This is a genomic window from bacterium, from assembly GCA_013360195.1.
GTDB lineage: Bacteria > Electryoneota > RPQS01 > RPQS01 > RPQS01 > JABWCQ01.
Genome location: JABWCQ010000005.1, coordinates 62,376 through 84,742, shown reverse-complemented (window position 1 = coordinate 84,742; position 22,367 = coordinate 62,376). Strand labels below are relative to the sequence as shown.

Here is a 22,367-nt window from a genome sequence, read left to right as displayed (position 1 = left end):
ATTCGGCTTACGGACGGTGACACCACACCGATCCAGAGAATAGGAGAGCAATTTATCGAAAATTGTGGCAGAGAAAATCGAAGTTTTAAGATTTTTCCGCGGCTTTGCCGGAGAGATAGGTCACCAGCCTCCGGGGAAGGAAACGAACCGCTACTGTTCCTAACTTGTTGAGGACACCGGGTATGACCAGCGGCTTGCGTGACAGCATACCGAGATACCCCTCCCGGGCGACAAACGAGGCTGTGGTCTTGACGTGCCGCAGCACGCCGCGTTTGCGGTTCTTTGCGCGCACTTGAAAGTTCGTCGGAGTCGGGCCGGGGCAAAGGCAGGTTACCGTGACTCCTGTTCCCTTCAAGGCTTGATTTGCGGCCTCAGAATAGCTGAGCATATAGGCCTTGGTGGCATAATAAACTGCCATCCACGGTCCCGGTTGAAACGCAGCCGTCGAGGCGACATTCATAATCCGTCCGCCGCCGCGTTTGGCCATGTCGTCGGCAAACAGCTTGGTTAACGCCGTCGTGGCCGCAACATGCAATTGAATCATCTCCAGCTCGCGGCTCAAGTCCGTGGCCAAAAACCTGTCGTAAATTCCGAAGCCCGCGTTGTTCACCAGATAATCCACAACAAGACCGCGCCGTTTCACCTCCGCATGCAATTCAAACGGCGCATTCGCCTGTGACAGGTCGCTGACAATCACAGCCACGTCAACCTTGTACAAGGAGCGAAATCCCTGCGCGATTTCGTTCAGCTTGTCTTCACTGCGTGCCACCAGCACAAGCGACACTCCATCGCGTGCCATGAGTTGCGCGAGCTCCAAGCCAATGCCGCTCGACGCGCCGGTTATCAAGGCGGTCTTACTCATCGAAGGAAATGAGGTGCGCCACCTTGGGAAAGGCCTTCACCGGAGCAGGGGAGAAGGGAGGCGGGTCGAACAACAGGTATTGCCAGAACTCCACATCGTGCCACTCTCCGAACTTGAATCCCGCGTAAGGAATCGTACCCACGGACGTGAAGCCCATGTGCCGGTGAAACTCCGCGCTGGGCGAGCCCGAACGAATTCCGCCGATTACTGAGACCATATTCATCATTCGCAGGCACTCAAACAGCTTCAAATAGAGCTTGCGGCCAATTCCCTTGCCGCGTGCCTTTTTATCGAGATAGATGGCGGATTCGCAAATCCAGTCATAGGCGGCGCGTTCCCGATAGCGAGTGGCGTAAACATACCCCAGAGTACTCCCGTTCTCATCCCACACCAGAAACGGGTAGTGCGCCATGATTTTCTCCATTCGAACTGCGAACTCCGAAACATCCGGCACAGCCGTCTCAAAACTAATCGCAGTGTGCTCAATGATCGGAGCATAAATCCGCAAGCACGCCGCGGCATCGGATGGATTGGCGAGGCGGATCACACAAACAACCTCGGCACTCGTCCCGTCAGATAGATGGGCAATTCATACGGAATGAACCCTGCCGCATCGCACAGTTCCCACAACGTAATTTCCTCATCCCCCTGTTTTCCCCACAATACAACCTCTTCACCGACCGCGTGCCTGTCATGGCCTAAATTCACCATGAACTGATCCATGCATACCGTTCCGACAATCGGATAGCGCTTGCCGCCGATGAGCACGCTTGCCTTGTTGGACAAGAGCCGTGGATAACCGTCGCCGTAGCCGACAGGCACCGTCGCCACCCATACATTCTCCGGAGCTGTCCAGCGCAGGTTGTAACTCACCCCTTCGCCTTTGCGGACGCCCTTGATGTATACGATTTCACTGACCAGTTGATGAGCGGGCAACAGCGGAAACTCGCGCTGCAAGCCGTTTGCCGCATGTTGACCGTACAGTCCAAGCCCGGGGCGAATCATGTCGAGCCGTGCTTCGGGAAAACGAATGGCTCCCGCGGAATTGGCCAGATGAAACTCCACGTCGCGGAAACCGATACTGCGTGATAACTCGCGTACGTCCATAAACCGGGCTATCTGCGTTTCGGCAAAACTGCGGTCACTTTCTTCGGCGGTCGCAAGGTGCGAATAAATTCCGGTTACATGCACGTGCTTCGAATTCCGGGCTGCCTGCAGCAGACTCTCCGCCGTGCGGAAATTCTGGCCGATACGGTTCATTCCCGTGTCAATCTTCAGTTGCACTCGTGCCGTTTTGCCTGCGGCTCGTGCTTCACGTTCAATGGCTTCAAGCTTATATAGCGAACTGGCCGTCAAGTCTAAATCATACTCAAGGAACAGGTCAATCTGAGACCCGACGATTCCGCCCAGCACAAGAATCGGCTGCCGGATACCCGCGCGCCGAAGGACAATTCCCTCCTCCACAAAGCCGACCCCTAAGGAATCCGCTCCCAGTTCACTGAACAGATTCGCGCAGTGCAGCAATCCGTGACCGTACGCGTCCGCCTTCACCACCGCCATCAGCTTGGACTGCGGCGACAAGTTGCGGAATCTCGAGAAATTCTCCGCGATGGCAGTGCGGAAAATGCGCGCGAAAGTCGGCCGATGAGGTTTCACCTCATCGGCCGACATCACCTTCGGCAAAGTTAAAGTATGGGGAGGCAACGGATGGTTATTTCACCAGCAGCATCTTTTGAGTCATCGTGAGCGAGCCGTTCGTCAGCCGAACGAGATATACTCCGCTGGCCGCGTGTTCCGCCTGCCACATGACGCGGTGTGAGCCGGCTTCATATCGTTCATTGTTCAGCAGCGTTGCGACCTTCTGTCCCGTCACGTTGTAAATCGTGAGAGACAATTCCTTCGGTACCGCAACCTCAAACGGAATTTGCACCGTGCTGTTGAACGGATTCGGGAACGGCGAGCCGAGCTCAAGTTCCTTGGGAATGACAACATCTGCATGCGGAGCAGCGTCGCTGCCAATCATCGCCGTCACGAGCACGTCGTCAAGAAACCACTCCGTCGCATAGTCGCCGCGATAGCGCCACGCGAAGAAAACGTTGCTGCCCGCCAGTGCGCTCGCGTCCACCGTGATCTGTTCCCACGACTGCGCGGCGTCGTCGAACTCGGCCACCTGAGTATAGTTGTTACCGTCCGTGGAATAGTACAGTGCATGCAAATCATAATACGTATCATTCACGTAACAGTTGCGCTGCCAGAACGACAGCGCGACAGACGACGCGCTTGCGGGTATGCTGATTTGCGGTGTATAGAGCCAGTCGTCCAGAAGGCCGACACCCTGTTCGTCGTCATGCCACAAGCCGTTTTGGCCTCCGTGCGGCTGTGCGCCGCAGTCGGGAGCGCCAAAGTCCAGGAATCTCCAGCCAACACCGTTCTGTCCCTCTTCGCTCACCGTCCAACCTTCGTTGTTGCCTTCCATCGGCCCATTAAACAACACCGTCTCACCGCCGCCGCCTTGACAATTGTACTGGAGTGCGGCCAGCGCATTGACGCGGCCGTGACCAAATTGCGGATCCCAGCCCGCTTGTCCCAAGTCAACGGCTGTCGACTGCAATGCCGTACGAACCTGCGAAGGCGGGCAGCCGTGCGCCAATATCAATGCGGCCACTCCCGCGACATGCGGTGCGGCCATGGACGTGCCCTGCCAAAACGCGTAGTAATCGCCGCCCTGCGACGCCGCGCGAACCGTGGACAGCACGCCGTCAATGTAGCCGTCCTGATTCAAATCCTCGTCAGTATTTCCACCGGGTGCGGTGATGTCGAGTTCGCTGCCCTTATTCGAATATGGAGCACGCGCGTCGTTCACCGCCGTTGCGCCGACTGCAATGCAGGCCGGATAGGCGGCAGGATAGGACACATAGTCCGCATTATCATTACCCGAGGATACCGCCATGACGACATTGGCCGCAGCACACTGTTGAACCGCGCCGGACAGTGGTTGGCCCGGGTCAACCGGCGGCAGATTGTTCGGATTGCCGAAACCTAAACTTGCATTGACGACGTCGGCGCCGTTCTGCGCCGCCCACGCGAAGCCGTTCGCGATTGCTTCAGAAGACCCGGAGCCTTCGTTGTCAAGCACCCGCACCGGCATCAACGTGCACAGCGGAGCGACACCCGCAACACCCGTCGTGTTATTCGTTGCGGCGACAATCGTTCCCGCGGTATGCATGCCGTGCGAATCTTCAAGATTAGGCTCTTCCGGATTGTTGTCGTTGTCGATGCAATCGCGAGGAGCCGTTCTTGCAACGCCAGCGAAATCTTCATGATCAAATTGATAGCCTTGATCCAGTACCGCAACGACGATACTCGGATCACCGCGCGTGATATCCCACGCCTGTTCCATATTGATGCGCGGATAATGCCATTGATACTGATAAAACTGATCGTTCGGGACATAGTGTGCCCGCGCGATGTAATTGTAATTCGCCCACAACACACCCTCCTGAGCCCGGAAGTAGCGTACGCCCTCCTGTGCGGTTGTCGGCAGCTCCACTCGATAAAAGTCCAGCAACTCGGAATACCTGCCCACCTTGCCGCCGCTGCGAGCGATAATCTCGTCTATTTTCGATTGCGGCAGTGCCTTCGAAAACGCCACCAAAACGTGGTTCTGAACGAACTCGTAATAAGGTTCGCCCGCGGCATCCTGCGGCTGTGTTGGTTTAGCCCATACGCACACTGCCGTAAGCAGCACCAACAGTACTATTAAACGCTTCATTCCCGGTCTCCCTGTATTGTGATTACAAATCGTCCTCATCTCCCGCCGGCTGCTGCCGCGAACGCGCAAACTTCCCTTGCGCTCCCAACAGCAGAAACGCGCGCACGAACTCGTCCAAATCCCCGTCCATCACCTTCTGAATACTCGAGGTCTCCACTCCCGTCCGGTGGTCTTTCACCATTTGATACGGCTGGAAGACATAGGAGCGAATCTGGTGACCCCACGCGATATCCGTCTTCGCGTTTTCGATGGACGCGTTCTTCGCTCGCTCGTCGTCCAGATACTTCTGATAAAGCCGCGCGTACAAAACCTTCATTGCAGACTCACGGTTCCGGTGCTGCGAACGGTCGGTTTGACACGTCACCACGATATTTGTCGGAATGTGCGTAATGCGGATTGCCGACTCAGTCCGGTTGACATGCTGGCCGCCCGCGCCCGAGGCGCGAAACGTGTCTATGCGCAAGTCCTCAGGTCGAACTTCGATTTCCGGCACTTCCTCCACTTCCGGATACACAAACACGCTTGCGAACGACGTGTGCCGCCGCGCATTGGAATCAAACGGCGAAATCCTGACCAGACGGTGAACTCCCGTTTCGGCCTTGCAATAACCGTACGCAAACTCACCCGTAACTTCCAGCACTGCCGACTTGATGCCTGCCTCTTCAGCCGGCTCAAAATCAAGCACATCCACCTTCCAGCCCCGCTGTTCCGTCCAGCGCAAATACATCCGATACAGCATCGAAGCCCAATCAGACGATTCAGTGCCCCCTGCCCCCGGATGAATATGTATAATCGCGCTCTTGCTGTCGTTCGGGTCTTTCAGCATCGCGCGCGTCTCCAAATCGTCAAACAGCGCGGCAAATTTTTTCGCCTCACTGTCCAAATCTTCCGGCGCGAAGTCCCCCGGTGACTCACTGGCAAGATCGCGCAATGCATCCAGGTCCCCCAGAGCAGTCTCCACTTTGCGAAAAGCCTCCACCCACGACTTGTGCTCGGAAATCTGCCGCAGCACTTTCTGTGCCTGCTCTTGGTCATCCCAAAAGCCGGCGCCGCCCGAAAGCGTCTCTAACTTCTCAATTTCAGACAGCCGCTTGGCGTAGTCAAAGCGACCTCCGCAACACGTCCAGCTTCGGCTTGTAGTCTGCTATCTGCTGTGTCAGTTCTTCAGGTTTCATGTCCCTCTAACGATTCTTTGCCGCGGATACTGCTCCGCGATTTCGCATTATATAAAGTATCACCAATCCCGCCAGGATTAATATCGTCGCGGGAATCACTTCCGGTGTAATCGGTTCCTTTAAGATAATCGCTCCGGCAAACAGCGCAATGACCGGATTGACCAGACTGTATGTGTTCACCCGCGCCGCGGGAACTCGCGCCAACAAATAGGCATAGGCCGTAAATGCGACCACCGAGCCCATCACCGCAAGATACAGCATTGCCAACACGGCGTCCGTGCTTGGATTGATGTCCCATGATTCGCCGAACAGGGCTGAAATCAGCGCAAACGACACCGCGCCTGCCAGCATCTGCGTCGCGGAAACGGTGATAGTGTCAAGCCCACGCAGATGTTTGCGCGTCCATATTGCCGCGATGGTCCACACCGGTGGACACAACAGCAGCGCCACCAGCCCCGGCCACTCGTTCAACTCAAAGCTCATGCGATTGTGATGCAGCACCGCGATTCCGCCCATCGCCAGCACAATGCCGAGCAGCGATACCTTATCCAATTTCTCCGAGTCGCCGATTATCATTCTTCCGAACAATGCCGACCACGCGGGAGTTGTCGATACCGTCAATGCCGTCAAGCCGGAATCAATATACTGCTCTCCGAAATTCACCAGCCCGTTTCCGCCGGCAAGCATGAGCGTTCCGGTCAGCGCTAGCCATCCCCATTGCTCTTTCGTCTTGGGCAGTCTGTCGCGGTGCATCAGCAGAATCGGCAGAAACACCGCGCCCGCAATGGCAAACCGGATTGCTCCCAGCACAAACGGCGGAAATCCTCCGAGTGCGACCTTGATGACAAGATATGTCGTCCCCCAAATGATGCAGAGTGCCAGATAGGCGACGACAATCATCTATGACCGCTTCGCTCTGCCCCGCGGCTCAATACTTCTTCTGGATGACGCACGCTTGATAGTAGTGCTGAAGAATCTCCTCCGCACTCCTGCCATTGCCGGCCATCCGTGCCGCACCGGCTTGACACATGCCCACACCATGTCCCCATCCCGCTCCCGTGAAAATCAACTCCATCGGATTTCCTGACGAGTCGGTCAGCACTTCCACCAGGAACGCCGAACTCTCGAGAGCCGTGTGGGAAAGCTGCCTCCGTATCCGCAATTCTCGCTTAATTCGCAAATTGGCCAGTGAACCCAAAACTTCCACTTCCATCAACCGTCCGCTGCGTCCGCGCCGTATCGGCAGGATGTCATAGAGCATCCCGATGTCCACTCCGGTCTTGGTCAAAATAATCTCCTCAAGCTCGGAGCGCAGCAGCGTCGTCTCCCAGCGGAAATGCCTGCGGCCGTAGGCCCGTGAAACCGGCAAATCCACTCCGTCCAGATTGCAGCATGCGCTCGGCCGCGACTGAATCCATCTTCGTGCGCCGTTCTCCGTGGTCAAGTCCGGTACTTCCATCTCGGCCGTGCAATCACAGGGAACACCCTTGCCCGCATAAATCGGCGGTGTCATCCATGTTGCCTGCACGTCCTCCGTATGGCCTCCGCAGACCTTCGAATAGTGTGCGTCAACAACCGCTCCGTTGTGAAAAAGAATCTGCCCCCGTGTATCCGTCACGGCCTTCGTCACCGTCGGATTCTCATACGTCACGCCGCTGTAAACTTGACAATGAACATGTGCGCACAGTTCGAACGGATCGTTCAAATGTTTGATGGATTTCGTCGCGATGACCAGACTGCGCGATGCGATTGCCTGAGCCCGCAGCGCTTCTTCAGGATAATCCACCGGCATCTCCGTCGCCACTACACCGCGCAGATAAACGTCAATCGGTATTTCCGTCAGCGCCGCGATTTCCCCTTCGTGGTCAACATAAAACTCGATCTCGCCCTCATACGTCCGGTCCTCCGTCGGCTCATAGGCAAACCCGGAATTCATCCGCACACCAAGAATCGTCAGCCGCGACTCCGCGTCCTCCGGCACAATCCTAAAACCGTCCGTGCTCTCGAAGTGCTGTTCCAAACTCTGGTCAAACAGCTCAAGCTTGCCGTGTGATTGCGTCAGAACTTCGCGTACCAGCCGCGGCGCGTAATCCAGCTCCAACTTTGCCAGCAGATGCCGTGCATCCTCTTCAACTTGAAAATTGCCAACCTGCACACGATAGAGCGTATTGTCCCCGATAATCTGACCGTCAATTTCAATCGGGCCGCCAATCTGCCGCATCACCGCCTGCAAGCCCCGCTCTTCAAACTGCTCGGCAAGCGACATGGCTTCCTCACGTGTCGTGAATGAAGCCACCAGCACGCTGTACAGAAATTTCGTCGGTGTACTCTTCTCGCGCAGTACCCGCCACTTCAAAGTGGATGTGTCCGCTTCGCGCAACAGTTCCCCCGCGCGCGTCTCTATCCGGTAGCGGCCGGAATACCTGAAGGTGACCCGTTCGTAGCCCTCCAAAAGTCCGACGCGGACACTAACTGGAGGTTGAGTGGGTTGAAGTTGCGTGTTCAAAGGTTGTAGGTAGTGTTTTGTCTCGGTCAACTATCGAACCCCGCCCCCGGGACCGACTCTGTTCTGTTTTGTCTCAATCTATGCAGTGGCCGGTGCCGCCGCGCCTTCGCACAACACATGCAGTTCCCGCACCAGCTCCGCCGACTGCTCTCGCTTCACTAACAAAAGCAGACGATTCTCAATGTGCAGCTCCTCTCGTATCACCTCGCGATGCGGTTCCAGCGCGCTCGCGATTTGGTCTGCCAGCACACCCACCCCGCCAGCTCCCGGACCGACCAGAGCAACCAGATCATAGCTGGAGTCCATCGCGTCCGCGTAGTCTTTGAGCAGCAAGTGCGGCTCGTCACTCTGCTTGAACACTGCTAGGGGGGAGTCTCCACCACGCAAATACAGCGGCAAAACCCCTGTCTCGCGCAAAGTTCGTTCAACAAACAAAAACTGAAGCAGAGTTGCAAGCGGCAAAATTGTTGCAGGTGTATGAATAACAGCACCTAACGTACGCCTCGCAAGAGGCTTGTCCGTGATTATTGTCCCCGCAACCCCTGTCTTCGAGTTCCCGATGGCCAGTTTCATCCTGAATTCTGCCGCCAATTCCACGGCCGGAACCTGCAAAATCTTCGCGCCTAACCCCATCATGGACAGCGCTTCGTCATAATTCAGGTGTGAAAGAATTTTCGCACCTGAAACCAGTTTCGGGTCGGCACTCGCCACCCCGTCTACGTCCTTCATGAACTCGACCTGTTCCGCCCCTAGCGCCACCGCCAATGCCACAGCTGTCGCGTCCGTCCCGCCGCGGCCCAAAGTCGAGATGTTCTTCTCGGTCGTAATCCCCTGATAACCCGCAATCACGGGAATCTTCCCCTGCTCGAGGACTTCCCGCACCCGCAGAGGCCGGACTTCTACAATCCGCGCCGCCGTGTGCAGCGTGTCCGTGATGATTCCGGCCTGAGCGCCCGTCAGCGAAACGGCGATGTCGGGCTCAATCGAGTTCAGCGCCAGCGCCAGCATCGCAATCGCCACCCGCTCGCCCGTTGACAGCAGCACGTCCAATTCCCGCCCGCGCGGCTCGGGGTTCACAGCCCGCGCCATCGCCACATATTGGTCAGTCGTATCCGCCAATGCCGACACCACCACCACCACCTGCGTCCCGGCCTTCACCCGCGCATGGACCAGCCCCGCCACCTGCAAAATATCCGCAGGCGTCGCAAGCGTCTTCCCACCGTATTTTTGGATGATTAAGGGCATCAACTATCTCAAAATTCAGTGCGCTTCATTCCACCACCCACATCGCCCGATACTCCAGCATATCTCCCAATCCGCCGTCAAACTCGAGTGTGCCCGGATTGTCCGGCGTCAAGGTCGAATCCGCCGGATGCAGCCACGGGCGAAGCGCCGCGTTCGACAAATCCGCCTCAGGATCATAGGTGTCCACCCAGCCGTATCCGAACTGCTCCGGGTATGTGCCAATCATGTAATAGAAAAGTTCCGGCGACTCCGTCGTTACGTCGTGTACAAACGGCGGAAACAGAAACGTCCGCCGCGTGTTCCAGCCTGTGTTCTTCCATTGAATCAGGGACCCCGAATAGGGCGTACCATCGTCCCGCGGAATCGTCGCCACCTGATACTCGCGCAGCATGTAGGCGTGAAAATTGAAGTGATTGCCGTCCGTCAGCAGTCCGGCAAACTCAATCGCCTCCGCAGATATGGTAATCAACGTATCGCCCACGAGAATCTCGTAGCCCCCGCGTGACTCCGGCTTATTGCCCTCTTCACAGGCGGAAAGCAATAACGCGGCAGCGATTATGGAAATCCATTGCCTCATTTCATAAGCACCAATTTCTGCGCAGCCTGAAATTCTCCGGACACCATTGAAACGAAGTAAATCCCCGAAGCCATCTCTTTGCCGTCAATGGACACGCACTGCCGTCCTGCCGCAAACTCCTGTTGAACAAGCTCTCTGACGAGACGGCCCGAGACATCATACAAATTCAGAGCGACACTTTGCGTCGTCGGCATGTCAAACGCAATCGTCGTCGTCGGATTAAACGGATTGGGGTAGGGAGGATGCAGTTTGAACTCCGTCGGAAGCAGACTCTCCTCGTCCGCGTTCGCCGCCGTTCCCGCACCTAAACAGCGAACCGTCTTGACACCTGAGATAGCGTTGCTGAAAATGCGGAGCGTGTCCACATGGTTTCCGACTGATTGCGGAGTGAATAGAATGTCAACTCGCAATGTGTCTCCGATTTCCACCGTCGCAGGACCTGTAAACGCTGTTGAGTAATCTCCGCTGCCTTGAATCTCCGTCACCGTCAGCACATTCGACCCTGTGTTGATGAGTCCCAAAGTTCGCGTCGCGGTTAAGCCCACCGCCACCGGCCCGAAATTCAAACTCCCCGGTGTCGCCGCAATGTCCGGCACATAAGCGAGCAGCATCGCACACCCGTCCCACCCCGGCACGGCGAACGATTGCGACGAACCAAACAACAAAAATCCGTTTTCCGTTTCAATCATCCCTTCACAACGATCCGCTTCATCCCCGCCCTTTACCACCGACCAAACACTGTCCCCATCTTCATCAACTTTAAGTAGCCAATAATCCGACTGCTCAAAATTGATATTTTCAGATGAGAAATTCCCGGCAATGATGAAACCGGAGTCGGATGCGTTAATAATCTCTACGCCGTCCTCATAGGACAGGCCGCCATAGTGGCGGGACCAAATGACGGAATCAGGGCGGTGCAAGCCGGTCGCGGTAACCCACAAGTCACTGCCAGAACCGTCCAATGTCGTAAATCCGGTCGCCACGACACGTGATTGCATCGCATCCAGTCTCGCACCTAGGAATCCGTCATCTCCTGCGCCGCCATGGGCGGCGGAAATTCCATCGTCATATTCAAGAAGTCCGTCAGAGTCGTCAGCGGTTCCGGCCCGAGTCTTGCCAAACAAAACCGATTCAAAAGTTGTGGAGTCGATTAACGTATGACCTGAGTTCTCGTTCAATGCGCCTGTACTGTAATAGCGGATTTGCGAGTTGCCGACTCTGTCGGAAATCTCAAGTGCGAACATCCGCTCGCCTTGAAAGAGCTCCAGCGAATATGAGGTTGCAAAATTGTGCGAGCCCGGTACGCTCATTCCGCCCATTCGCACCGGATAAGCCTCAACTTGCCCCAGCTCATGCCAGAACGTGACATTCACGTTTCCAAAGTCGTCAATTTCATATACTAGCAGCCGTGATGATTCGCCGTTTGCACTTAATCTCTCGCAGCCTAATAGGTAATCATTCGGGCCGCGCTTAACAATCGCAGGAAATCGTTCCCTCTGCGACTGACCGTAGCGCCGTTCCCAGACCAATTCGCCATCACGATTAAGTTTTACGATGATGCCGTCCCCCGCCAGAGCATTCCACTCCCGCGCTTCCCCGCACAACAAGAAACCGTCTTCAACTTCAATCGCGTCATAAAAATATTCATCCCCGCCATCATCAAATGAAAACGTCCACACCGAGTCCGGCGGAAACGGCTGAGCAAACGCAGACGATGCAAGAATCAAAAAAAGTAGTACTCTGATTCCCCCCCAGTCCTCTGGGGGGGTAAGGGGGGGTAAAATTCCAAGCGGTTTATTTACGTTTGAGCGCATCAAGAATAGTTTCGAGAACATAGGGCATGCTCTCCTTAACTTGTAAATTAGTAACTCGAATAACTCGATAACCTAATGACTCCAGAAAATCCGTTCGTCGCGCATCGTGCAACTGTCGCTCTATCTCAGCATGCGTTGGGCCATCTACTTCCACAATCAACTTCCGCTCTATACAGATGAAATCAACAATGTACTCACCGATGGCATGCTGTCGTCGAAACTTCACACCGAGCTGCTCAGTTCGCAGCTTGTACCAAAGCAGTCTTTCCGCTTCAGTTCGATCTCGTCGGAACTCGCGCGCACGCTGCCAGGTTTTCCACTTAACTTTGTCGAAGTCTCTCACTGTTTACCCCCCTTTTGTCCCCCCAGAGGACTGGGGGGAAATAGAAGATCATAGACCCAACACATCCCCCATCCCGTAAAACCCCGCAGGCTGGTCCGCCAGCCATTCCGCCGCGCGCAACGCTCCATGCGCAAATACCGCGCGCGAGTCGGCACGATGAGTTATCTCCAATCGCTCGCCATGTCCACCGAGCACGAGCGTATGCTCACCCACAACGTCTCCAACTCTAAGTGAAAACACCTCAGGCTTCTTGCCAACCGTATCTTCGATGATCTCAGCTATCCGAATTGCCGTTCCCGATGGAGCATCCACCTTTTTCGTGTGATGCGCTTCCGACAAATACACTTCATACCCGGGCAGCGCCGCCGCCGCTTCCGCCACCAGCGCAAACAGCACGTTCATCCCGGGTGACATATTCGGCGCATGCAAGACCGCAATACTCTTTGCAGCTTCGCGTAATTCCTTCTTAACATTTTCCGGCACGCCCGTCACGCCGCAGACGTAATTCACTTTCGCTTTCTGACAGCACTGCACATTTTCAATCACCGAGGCCGCCGTCGAAAAATCGACAGCCACCTTCACATGATTATGCACGCCGTAGCACTTCGGTTCAATCAACAAATCATCGAAATACTGCCCTGCTCCCGCCGGGTCAAATGCATGCGTGATCTTGAGACCCGGGAATAACCGCGCCTCATGCAGAAGTACCTTCCCCATTCGGCCTGCTGCGCCGAACAACGCGATGTGAATCGGCTCACGCGACATTCGGATTCTCCAGATACGCCGCAATCGCCGCGCGAATCTTGCCTTCCGTCTCCTTCTTCACGGGCACCATCGGCAGTCTGAACTCGTTGGCAATCTTGCCCATCGCATGCAGAGCGTATTTTACGGGACCGGGATTCGTTTCAAGGAACATCGCCTTGGCAATCGGTGCCAGAGTGTGATGCAGCAGGAGTGCCGAATCCGTGTCCCGGCGGTCGTACGCTTTGATTAACCCCTTCATCAGGTCTGGAGCCACATTCCCCACCACCGACACGACACCCACCCCGCCGACCGCCATCACAGGCAACGTCAGACCGTCGTCACCCGACAGCACTGTCATCCGGCCCTCGACCCGCGCCGTCGTCTCACTTATCTGCTCCAAATTGCCGCTTGCTTCCTTGATGGCGCACACTCGCTTGAAGTCGGCCAGCCGCTCGACCGTCTCCGGCAGCATGTTCACGCTGGTCCGGCCCGGCACATTATAAAGCAGCAGCGGAAGCTCCGTGGCCTCATGCACCGCCGCAAAATGCTGATACAGTCCCTCCTGCGTCGGCTTATTGTAATACGGTGTAATCACCATCGCCCCTTGTGCCCCCAGCTCCTTGGCTTCGTTCACCTGCTCAATTGTCTGCTCGGTTGAATTTGTCCCGCATCCCGGTGCCACGGAAATCCCCTGAGATGCTTCTAACACCAGCTGGATGACCCGCCGCCGTTCTTCCCGGGAGAGGCATGAGGCCTCCCCTGTCGTCCCCAGAGGCACGAATCCGTCCACACCGCGACTTGCAAGACCATTGACCAAATTTTGCAGGGCAGCCTCGTCAATTTGACCGTTTTTGAACGGTGTCACCAAGGCTATCCATAATCCTGTATAGAAGTTCATGTTGTTATGGAGTTTGTGTTCTCAATCCGCACGTCGCGACTTCGCAACATGCCCAAAATTCCCGAATTAGAATATACCTTAGAGCCATCGGATTGTCAAATTTGCAGTCATTCTCAGCATGTCGCCGCTTTTACACCAATTTGGGTCAGAACCCTTGACTCTTTGGTCTTTGCTGTGCAAACTGTTATGTGAATAACCTGTCCCTAACCATGTATTTTCCGGAGGATAGAATCTTAGAGTTTCGGGCTTTTCCCGATGTTGTAATGGATGAACAAGGAGGTTGCGATGAATCAGCTCGGCCCAGTCTTTGCCGAGGGCATGGATGTACTGTGGGTGCTAACGAATGGATTATGGAAACGGGAGACCCGGAATATGCCGGAACCAACGCTTTTGATTGTCGACGAGGAAACCTCCGCCATCGAGCGCTTTACGCGTTCCCTGCGCGGAGAAGGGGGATATCGTGTGCTCCACGAAACTAACCCCGGGAATGTACTGAACAGGCTCGAAACCGAAAATGTTGACGTCGTGCTCTGCGATGTCGACCTCAAGGGGGCATCCGGAATCTCGCTTATCGGAGACATCCGCTCCCGACACTTGAGATTGCCCGTAGTCATCTATTCCGATTCCGATGACTCCGAGCGAATTGTCGAGGCTATGGAGAACGGCGCGACCAACTACGTCTCGCAGCCCATGGAGCCCCGGCTTCTCGCCCGAACAGTCGATGCCGCGCTCTCGAACCTTCGCCTCGCCGGCGAAGTCGAAAAACTCAAGCGTCGGCTCGGCGGGGATCACAAGCTCGGCGGCTTGGTGGGACGCTCAGCCGCCATGCACAAAGTCTTTGATGCGATCCGCGATGTGGCTGCGGTGGACACCACGGTCCTTATCCGGGCTGAAACCGGTGCCGGTAAGGAACTCGTCGCTCGTGCACTGCACTTCGAAGGTCCGCGCGCCGACAAGCCCTTTATCAAGGTCAATTGCGCGGCATTGCCCGAAACCCTGCTCGAATCTGAACTCTTCGGACATGAAAAGGGTGCTTTCACCGATGCCAAGCAGACCCGCATCGGAAAGTTTGAAGCGGCCAACGGCGGCACCATCTTCCTGGACGAAATCGGCGAACTCTCGCTCTCGACGCAGGTCAAATTGCTCAATGTCCTGCAGGACCGAGAAATCGAACGACTCGGCGGGAATCGCAAAATTCCCGTTAACATTCGCGTCGTGACGGCTACCAACCGCGACCTCGAACGAATGATTCAGGAAGGCCGTTTCCGCATGGATCTTTACTACCGGCTGAACGTCGTGCCCATCACGATTCCGCCGCTGCGCGAACGCAAGGAAGATATCCCCATGCTTTGTGCACACTTCCTTGACAAAATCGGCGGACGGCTGCAAAAGGGCAACTTCACCATGACGGATGATGCTATGGCGCTGATGCTTTCGCATCCGTGGCCCGGGAATGTCCGCGAACTCGAAAATGTTATCGAGCGGGCCATTCTCGCGTCGAACAGCACCACCATCACCGCCACGACGCTGCAATTCCTGAAGCAACCCTTCACGACCACCGAGAACAACAGCTTCACTCCGGTTTCTGTTAACTACCCCGTCAATACTCCAAACGGCAACAGCGTCGTGACGGCGGCACCTGCCGCTCCGGAGAATCTGATGAGTCTGGGACCGTTGAAACAGGCCGTGCGCAACTTTGAAAAACAGTTCATCGAGAATGCCATGATTGCCGCCAACGGCCATGTCATCAAGGCCTCGCGCATGCTGCAGATTGATCGCACGACTCTCTGGAAGAAAGCCAAAGAGCTGGGCATAGACCTGCATCCCGCAGACGAATAAAATGAAAGGCAGCCGCAAGGCTGCCGTTCTTAATTCTAAGCCCAAGCCGTTGTGGGTCTCCAGACCCGCAAGGGAAATTGTCTCACTTTAACAACAAAACCTTTCCAACGGCAAGCGCTCCCTCACTTCCGCTTAATCTGGCAAAATAAACTCCACTCGACAACCCCGCCGCATCCACACTCAGTCGTTGTGAATGCTCAATTCTCCCTCTGAAAACATTTGCCGCAACTCTCCCCGTCACATCATACAACACCACTTCATATTCACCCGCCCGCGCAACCTCAATCTCAAGTGTCGTCACCGCATTGAACGGATTCGGGAATGCCCGGATCGAAAATTGCTCCGGTGCAAAATCAATCTCAGGTCCAACTGACTCGGTTGTGTCCCCGTGAGTTGAGGTATCCGGGTCAGACAACAGCCACGGATTGAACCGGATTCCGTCATCAACACTTGCCCCTTGTCCTTGCGGGTTGTTCTGAGGATGATACGGCCCGCTCTCGTGTCCCCACCAGTTCCAACGGGCGTCAACGAGCGTATTACCGGCCAGAAAGTAATCTACTCCGCTGAAGTCTTGCGAAAAAGAGTTGAACCGCAGGTACACCGTGTCGTTTAGTGATCGGTTGTAGATTGCAACTTGCGGTTTGCCATGCGGCAATACGTCCCCGAAAGTCGTATTTCGTATTACTGCGGATGCTCGTAGAAGAATGCCAGATGCATGACCACGGACGCTTCCGGTCGAATCAATGCGATTACTATCAAGCAATGCGATAAAGCCCTGGCTGGAACCTTCAGAACATTGAATGTAGATCGGCTCTCCGCCGTTTTGTACACCGCCAATTGATGAACCACAGTTTACAAAGCGATTATTTATAATCTTAAACACACACTCCCAGTCTTTGGGCTGATTGAAACATGTGTCCGTTACCCATAAAGCGTTTCCACCGTTGATTACGATGTTTTCGAACACGCAATCGCGAATGGTGGATCCGCAACGAGGACGCAATTGCACAGCATTGAAACGCATGGTATCAAGTCCGACAAATCTGCAATTCTCGATATACAGACTGTCACCAAGACCGACAAACATTGAAAGTTCGCCGCGCTGAGTAAACAAACAATTTTTTATCTCACAGCCGCGTCCGCTTGTAACCAGCCCCCCATTCGCTCCATCAAACCAGGTATCATAGGCGAATAGTTTGCCGCGCCATAGTCCGGTAAACACTGCGCTGCCTTTGGAACCGATAAATCGGCACCCTCGCAGTGTAATTCTATCACATTGCGAAATCCCGCCTGCCACAGAATCGAAAAGACACCTTGTCGCCGATATCTCGTGCACTGCCGTATCACCGACGACACCGCCTGAAATGCTGCTTGGCCTACCGTCCGTCATTCCACTACGGTTGCGAATGACCATGTCCTCTATGAACACGCGACCTCCGGTTAATGTAAGGCTTGCCAAAGTGTCAGACCCCGGGACATCTGTCGGGTCTAACACTGCAAACTGTGTCGAGCTTGAATCCAATCGGACTTCGCTTTTCAATGTGAAGACTCGAGGCGGCGTGGTCAGCGATTCTACATATATCCCCGGCGCGACAAGAATTGTATCCCCATCGCTCACATTTGATAGCGCGAACTGAATGGTTCCATATACAGAAGGTACGCGTAGCACTTCACTGAAAGCCGGTAGTGCAATCAGATGGCCAATGATGAGTAAACAAGTTGCGCTTCTCATGGGCAACTCGTCACTGCGCCGCTCACCCAGCCAAGAGCTTTGCAGTCCTCGTCACAATCTTCACAGTCGATACCTGGATCGGATGAGCAAGGCCGCTTACAGACATAGAGACGATAGTCAATGCCTGTCTCAAGGTACACGGTGGTAGTCTGCGAGCATAGCTGGTTCTCGCAAAATGACCGAATAGAACCCTGAACAGAGCCGCTTGCTTCCTTCAATACCATTACACACGAATTGCAATCGCAGGCATTTGTGCAACTGTAAATCTTTGCGCCCAAATCGTAACTGCCGTTGCAACTCACTTGAAATACAGACGATGAACTGCACCCACCCGTACTTGTCTCACAGTCCGCATGGGACCCCGAGCAGGTTTGATCCACTGCCGAAACACAGATTGTGCACTGCGCAAGAATTTTCGCATTTCCCAGACACAAAAAAACCGCAAGCATAACCGCTGCGGTCAAGGTGAAAGGTACTTTTGCCATGGCAAGCCTCCGAATTCTGCTAAGTTTTCCGCCCAAACGTGCGCCGCTTCTGTCGGCACCTGTAACAAGATATTCGAAAGCCTTCGATTTGTCAAGCGTGTGAACTAGAATAAAATCAATGCTCCTAAACTATCGCAAATACAAAAGTTTGGTCAAGGCGGATGCATCGCCCTGTCCGGTCAACTGTGCAAAATAAACTCCGCTCGCTAACCCCGCCGCATCCACACTCAGTCGTTGTGAATGCTCAATTCTCCCTCTGAAAACGTTCGCGGCAATTCTTCCCGTCACATCATACAACACCACTTCATATTCACCTGCCCGCGCAACCTCAATCTCAAGTGTTGTCAGCGCATTGAACGGATTCGGAAATGCGCGAATCGAAAATTGCTCCGGTACAAGATCAATCTCAGGTCCAACTGACTCGGTTGTGTCCCCGTGAGTTGAGGTATCCGGGTCAGAAAACAGCCACGGATTGAACCGGATTCCGTCATCAACACTTGCCCCTTGTCCTTGCGGATTGTTCTCCGGATGATACGGCCCGCTCTCGTGTCCCCACCAGTTCCAACGGGCGTCGACGACAGACCCGTCAAGTGAACCGCGAGTTATCCCGTCATAGTCCTGCGAAAAATCTGTTCCCCGCACGTAAATGGTGTCCAGGCCGCCAAGGCAGTTAAGGAAGATTTGTGGTTTGTTTGCCGGAAGTATGTTGCCAAACCGGGTATTCTTGATTGTGCATGATGTCTCAATTAGGAATCCGGAGGCGGATCCCCTCACTTCACCAACGGAATCCACGCTATTGCTGTCCAGATATGCGATGTAACCCTGAGTTGATGCTTCGCTGCATTTCACCAGGATCATTTCTCCCCCTTGGCCTTCCGGGAATCCTCCCCATCCGCAATTCACAAATCGATTGTTGGTCACTTTCATCGCGCATTCCCAGCCTTTTGGCTGGTTGAAGCACGAGTCCTGAATAACAATAACCGGATGGCCAACAAGCAGATTCTCAAAAACGCAGTTCCGCAGCTCTGAGCCGCAGCGAGGTCGGATTATTAACGCTTCACCTGTTTGTGGAGACAACCCGACAAAACGACAGCCGTCAACGACTAGACTGTCGCCCAGGCCCAGAAACAAATAACCCGTGCCACGATGCGTGAACAGACAGTCCTTGATGTGTCCTCCTCTGCGGGAATACACCAATGAGCCTGTTGCACCATCAAACCATGTCCCGTCTGCATAGACTTTCCCGGTAAACAATGTGTAGGCCGCAATCACTTTCGACCCCACAAACCGGCAATGGTCGAACGTCATCCGCGGAATCCGGGCAACGCCGACATGTACCGAATCAAACACACATCTGCGGAATATTACTTCACGCGACGCGGTATCGCCAGCGATTCCGCCTGTGCTTGAACCCGCGCGGCCTTCCGTCATCTGCCAACGATTGCGAAACACAAAATCTTCAAATGTTACGCTGCTGCCGTACAATTTTGCGCAAGACATCGTATCAGATCCCGGAAGCCCTGTCGGATCTAATATTGCAAACTCCGTCGTAGCCGAGTCCAGCAACTGTGTGCCACGAATTGTGAGCGTAATTGCTGGAATGGAGAGTGCTTCTTCATACAGTCCTGCCGACACGAGAATTGTGTCACCGCTGAGCGCCGCATTGACAGCATTTCCGATACTGTTGTATTCCTCCGGTACAGCAAGTGTCCGCCCCCAGAGTCCGCTCGTTATACCACCTGCGGCAATAACTATGAAGATTAAGACTCTCATGGACAGGAGAGTACTTCTCTGTGTAGCCAGCCTTTTGCCTTGCAATCTGTATCACACTCTTCACACGTTGACAAGCCGTCGCAAGGACGTTTGCAAACATAAAGGCGGTATGTCGTGTTGATTAGCAAAGAAACAGTTACAGAAGCTTGGCATTGTGATTGATTGCAGTCGCTGTCAGTCCAGCCCACAATCACCCCTGTCGTTTCTTTCACAACATGAACACAAGACGAACAATGGCAGCCCTCTCCATTGCAATCCATGACCGCGCTGAGTGTATATGAGCCGTCGCAAGGAACAGTGAATGCCCCCGAGCTTGTACAATTTGCGTAGTCTGATCCGCAGTCATCATATGACCCACTGCATGTTTGGTCAGTACCCCCGTCAATACACAACGTGCACTGCGCGAAAATCTTCGCACCTCCCAGACACAAGAAAACCGCAAGCATTACTGCTGCGGTCAAGGTAGAAGGTGCTTTACTCATGGAGTGCCTCCGTTTTCTGCTATGTTTCCGCCCATGGAGCACCGCCCTTTGGTGCACCATGAGGAATATAATACCGAAATCCCCCGCTGTCAAGCCTCGTGACCCCGATTTCATGCCTCCTCAATTACCTCCCAAAACTCGTAACTCCAATGCCAAAACCCTGTAATCATAATTTGAACAAATGTTTACATAAAATCATTTTTTTTGGAACAAAAACTTTACACAAACGTTCATATACTTTATATTAGATGCAGATATTGGTCTTTGCCCACTCCGCATGTTCCCGCACTAACTCACTTTCATGTTTAAGCAACGGCTCTAAAGCAACAATTGCATCTTCAGTGTTCCAATTCCCAATCGCCACGGCTACGTTTCGCATAAACCCTTCGTATTTCGGTCTCAGCACCGCGCTGCCCCTGAACATCTCGACAAACTCCGCACCACTCAGCTTTGCAAGTTCAGCAAGTTTGGGAGCCTTGCGCTCGATTGTATTCGCATAAGCCTGCTGCCGAGTGTGAGTTGAAAACCGATTTACCCACGGACAGCACGTCTGACAATCATCACACCCGAAAATGTGATTCCCCATTTTCGCTCTCAAGTCAACCGGAATCGAGCCGCGTAATTCAATCGTCAAATACGAAATACACAACCGCGAATCCAACACATACGCCGACGGAAACGCGTGCGTCGGACAAACATCCAAACATCTCGAACAACTTCCGCACGAAACTCTTTTCGGCGGGCGAGAAGGCTCAAGCTCAAGTGTGGTTAGGATCTCACCGAGAAATACATTCGATCCCATCTTCGGATGAATCAGCAGCGTGTTCTTGCCGATGAACCCCAACCCCGCGCGCGCTGCAACTTCCCGTTCCAACACGGGTCCCGTATCCACATAAGCTTTCGTCTTCACATCGAAAGATAGTGACTGTACAAACTCCGCCAACTCTTCCAGTGCGTGCCCCATTAAATCATGATAATCCTGCCCCCAGGCATAACTCGCAATGATTCCGCGTGACGGGTCGTTGCGAATCTCATCGGGAAGAAATCCCGTGAAGTACGACTGCCCTACGGAGATAACACTCGCAACTCCCGGCAGCACGAGTTCCGGATTTATTCGCCGCTCCGCCGAACGATTCAGATAGGTCATTCTCCCGGCCATACCGTTGGCCAGCCATGTCCGCACCTGCTCGCCGTGCGGTGACGGGACCGCCCGCGAAACTCCGCACAAATCAAACCCCAATTCCCGCGCCTTAGCCGAAATCAGGTCAGAAACGTTCTGTTGAAGGCTTGGTTGCAATTTCGCTCAATAGTTAATAGATTTCAGGGTGTTGTGTCGTATTTCGCGTGCGCTCTTCCTTTTCCAAAACTCCACATGACCAACTGGATCGTTCTCCCCAAAGACCTGCCCCGCGGCCTGCGCTACTACGATTTGATCGGCGGAATGTTCGTCGCCATCCTGCTCATCTCCAATATCGCGGCCACCAAGCTGGTCGGCTTCGGCAGTTTTCCTTTTGACGGCGGGACTTTCCTGTTCCCGCTCAGCTATATCTTCGGCGATATCCTCACCGAAGTTTATGGCTTTGCCCGCGCGCGCAGAGTCATCTGGCTGGGCTTTGCGGCCAACGCGCTCGCCGCGCTCACCTTTGCCGTCGTGACCGCCCTGCCGCCCGCCGCGATTTGGCCGAATCAAGAGGCCTTTGCAAGCATCCTCGGCTTCGTGCCCCGCATCGTGCTGGCCTCGCTGGTCGCCTACCTGTTTGGTGAATTTGCCAATTCGGTCATTCTGGCGAAACTGAAGGTTGCCACCAAGGGTAAACGGCTGTGGGCACGCACCATCAGCTCCACTCTCGTGGGAGAAGGCATTGACACGGTGCTGTTCGTCATGATTGCCTTCTACGGCGTGATTCCGATGAACGAACTGTGGCTGATGATGGCCTTTAACTATGTATTCAAGTGCGGAGTCGAAATTCTTCTGACACCCGTCACCTACGCCGCGGTCGGTTTTCTCAAGCGCAAAGAGCAGGTGGACATCTATGACACCCACACGAAGTTCCGGTTGTGGGGCGCCGGCGAAACGGCCGCAACCGCAAAGTAGCACCTTCAAAAGACTAAAACAACTC

19 protein-coding genes are annotated in these 22,367 nt (G+C 54.5%); 2 read left to right on the top strand and 17 right to left on the bottom strand.

What is annotated here, in order from left to right; translation table 11 throughout:
* Positions 1-85: 85 nt before the first annotated feature.
* The 13 genes from HUU59_05490 to HUU59_05430 all read right to left on the bottom strand — a co-directional run bounded on the left by HUU59_05490 (position 86) and on the right by HUU59_05430 (position 13,936).
* Positions 86-862, bottom strand: coding sequence for an SDR family oxidoreductase (locus HUU59_05490; GenBank protein ID NUO18883.1), 777 nt, complete (start codon positions 860-862; stop codon positions 86-88).
* Positions 855-1,409: an N-acetyltransferase family protein gene (locus tag HUU59_05485; protein ID NUO18882.1), complete on the bottom strand. Its 555-nt coding sequence runs from the start codon at positions 1,407-1,409 to the stop codon at positions 855-857. Before HUU59_05485 ends, HUU59_05490 begins: the two co-directional genes overlap by 8 nt.
* Complete coding sequence (gene alr / locus HUU59_05480; GenBank protein ID NUO18881.1) at positions 1,406-2,566, bottom strand: alanine racemase; 1,161 nt, start codon at positions 2,564-2,566, stop codon at positions 1,406-1,408. The genes HUU59_05485 and alr overlap by 4 nt, the downstream gene beginning before the upstream one ends.
* A 7-nt stretch (positions 2,567-2,573) precedes the next feature.
* Positions 2,574-4,634, bottom strand: coding sequence for a S8 family serine peptidase (locus HUU59_05475; protein NUO18880.1), 2,061 nt, complete (start codon positions 4,632-4,634; stop codon positions 2,574-2,576).
* Positions 4,635-4,656: 22 nt separating this feature from the next.
* Positions 4,657-5,809, bottom strand: a protein-coding gene (locus HUU59_05470; GenBank protein ID NUO18879.1) for a peptide chain release factor 2 whose coding sequence is annotated in 2 segments (ribosomal slippage) — positions 4,657-5,739 and positions 5,741-5,809 — 1,152 coding nt in all. Because the reading frame shifts where the segments join, the coding sequence is not laid out codon by codon here.
* A gap of 6 nt (positions 5,810-5,815) precedes the next feature.
* Positions 5,816-6,709, bottom strand: coding sequence for an EamA family transporter (locus HUU59_05465; GenBank protein ID NUO18878.1), 894 nt, complete (start codon positions 6,707-6,709; stop codon positions 5,816-5,818).
* Positions 6,710-6,737: 28 nt separating this feature from the next.
* Positions 6,738-8,315: a SpoIID/LytB domain-containing protein gene (locus HUU59_05460; protein ID NUO18877.1), complete on the bottom strand. Its 1,578-nt coding sequence runs from the start codon at positions 8,313-8,315 to the stop codon at positions 6,738-6,740.
* A gap of 78 nt (positions 8,316-8,393) precedes the next feature.
* Complete coding sequence (locus HUU59_05455; protein ID NUO18876.1) at positions 8,394-9,560, bottom strand: hypothetical protein; 1,167 nt, start codon at positions 9,558-9,560, stop codon at positions 8,394-8,396.
* A gap of 25 nt (positions 9,561-9,585) precedes the next feature.
* The gene (locus HUU59_05450) at positions 9,586-10,137 is read right to left on the bottom strand and encodes a hypothetical protein (GenBank protein ID NUO18875.1); all 552 of its coding nucleotides are present in this window, start codon (positions 10,135-10,137) and stop codon (positions 9,586-9,588) included.
* Complete coding sequence (locus HUU59_05445; protein NUO18874.1) at positions 10,134-11,864, bottom strand: choice-of-anchor D domain-containing protein; 1,731 nt, start codon at positions 11,862-11,864, stop codon at positions 10,134-10,136. The genes HUU59_05450 and HUU59_05445 overlap by 4 nt, the downstream gene beginning before the upstream one ends.
* A gap of 67 nt (positions 11,865-11,931) precedes the next feature.
* Positions 11,932-12,294 (bottom strand): endonuclease domain-containing protein, encoded by a 363-nt coding sequence (locus tag HUU59_05440; GenBank protein ID NUO18873.1) that lies wholly within the window; start codon positions 12,292-12,294, stop codon positions 11,932-11,934.
* Positions 12,295-12,342: 48 nt separating this feature from the next.
* A complete protein-coding gene (locus HUU59_05435; protein ID NUO18872.1) occupies positions 12,343-13,059 on the bottom strand; it encodes a 4-hydroxy-tetrahydrodipicolinate reductase in 717 nt (238 codons plus the stop codon).
* Positions 13,049-13,936, bottom strand: coding sequence for a 4-hydroxy-tetrahydrodipicolinate synthase (locus HUU59_05430; protein NUO18871.1), 888 nt, complete (start codon positions 13,934-13,936; stop codon positions 13,049-13,051). The genes HUU59_05435 and HUU59_05430 overlap by 11 nt, the downstream gene beginning before the upstream one ends.
* 285 nt (positions 13,937-14,221) lie before the next feature.
* Here HUU59_05430 and HUU59_05425 point away from each other — a divergent pair, with 285 nt between their 5' ends.
* Positions 14,222-15,775, top strand: a complete 1,554-nt coding sequence (locus HUU59_05425; GenBank protein NUO18870.1) for a sigma-54-dependent Fis family transcriptional regulator — start codon at positions 14,222-14,224, stop codon at positions 15,773-15,775.
* An 82-nt stretch (positions 15,776-15,857) separates the two neighbouring features.
* Here the strand turns inward: HUU59_05425 and HUU59_05420 are convergent, their stop codons facing one another.
* From HUU59_05420 to queG, 4 genes are all read right to left on the bottom strand, one after another.
* Entirely contained in the window at positions 15,858-17,507 is a 1,650-nt protein-coding gene (locus tag HUU59_05420; GenBank protein ID NUO18869.1) for a T9SS type A sorting domain-containing protein, read from the bottom strand.
* The gene (locus HUU59_05415) at positions 17,504-17,992 is read right to left on the bottom strand and encodes a hypothetical protein (protein ID NUO18868.1); all 489 of its coding nucleotides are present in this window, start codon (positions 17,990-17,992) and stop codon (positions 17,504-17,506) included. Before HUU59_05415 ends, HUU59_05420 begins: the two co-directional genes overlap by 4 nt.
* A gap of 129 nt (positions 17,993-18,121) precedes the next feature.
* Positions 18,122-19,765: a T9SS type A sorting domain-containing protein gene (locus HUU59_05410; protein NUO18867.1), complete on the bottom strand. Its 1,644-nt coding sequence runs from the start codon at positions 19,763-19,765 to the stop codon at positions 18,122-18,124.
* A 726-nt stretch (positions 19,766-20,491) separates the two neighbouring features.
* Positions 20,492-21,544, bottom strand: a complete 1,053-nt coding sequence (gene queG, locus HUU59_05405; protein NUO18866.1) for a tRNA epoxyqueuosine(34) reductase QueG — start codon at positions 21,542-21,544, stop codon at positions 20,492-20,494.
* A gap of 75 nt (positions 21,545-21,619) precedes the next feature.
* Between queG and HUU59_05400 the strand changes: the two genes are divergently transcribed.
* Positions 21,620-22,342 carry a queuosine precursor transporter gene (locus tag HUU59_05400; GenBank protein ID NUO18865.1) on the top strand — a complete coding sequence of 241 codons (723 nt, stop codon included), beginning with the start codon at positions 21,620-21,622 and terminating at the stop codon, positions 22,340-22,342.
* Positions 22,343-22,367: the final 25 nt, after the last annotated feature.

Excerpts from the sequence above, each read along its gene's own strand:
- HUU59_05425 (NUO18870.1), top strand. The coding sequence starts at position 14,222 with ATGAATCAGCTCGGCCCAGTCTTTGCCGAGGGCATGGATGTACTGTGG.
- HUU59_05410 (NUO18867.1), bottom strand. The coding sequence starts at position 19,765 with ATGAGAGTCTTAATCTTCATAGTTATTGCCGCAGGTGGTATAACGAGC.
- HUU59_05450 (NUO18875.1), bottom strand. The coding sequence starts at position 10,137 with ATGAGGCAATGGATTTCCATAATCGCTGCCGCGTTATTGCTTTCCGCC.
- HUU59_05465 (NUO18878.1), bottom strand. The coding sequence starts at position 6,709 with ATGATTGTCGTCGCCTATCTGGCACTCTGCATCATTTGGGGGACGACA.
- HUU59_05490 (NUO18883.1), bottom strand. The coding sequence starts at position 862 with ATGAGTAAGACCGCCTTGATAACCGGCGCGTCGAGCGGCATTGGCTTG.
- HUU59_05475 (NUO18880.1), bottom strand. The coding sequence starts at position 4,634 with ATGAAGCGTTTAATAGTACTGTTGGTGCTGCTTACGGCAGTGTGCGTA.
- HUU59_05415 (NUO18868.1), bottom strand. The coding sequence starts at position 17,992 with ATGGCAAAAGTACCTTTCACCTTGACCGCAGCGGTTATGCTTGCGGTT.
- HUU59_05420 (NUO18869.1), bottom strand. The coding sequence starts at position 17,507 with ATGAGAAGCGCAACTTGTTTACTCATCATTGGCCATCTGATTGCACTA.
- HUU59_05455 (NUO18876.1), bottom strand. The coding sequence starts at position 9,560 with ATGCCCTTAATCATCCAAAAATACGGTGGGAAGACGCTTGCGACGCCT.
- HUU59_05400 (NUO18865.1), top strand. The coding sequence starts at position 21,620 with ATGACCAACTGGATCGTTCTCCCCAAAGACCTGCCCCGCGGCCTGCGC.
- HUU59_05435 (NUO18872.1), bottom strand. The coding sequence starts at position 13,059 with ATGTCGCGTGAGCCGATTCACATCGCGTTGTTCGGCGCAGCAGGCCGA.
- HUU59_05430 (NUO18871.1), bottom strand. The coding sequence starts at position 13,936 with ATGAACTTCTATACAGGATTATGGATAGCCTTGGTGACACCGTTCAAA.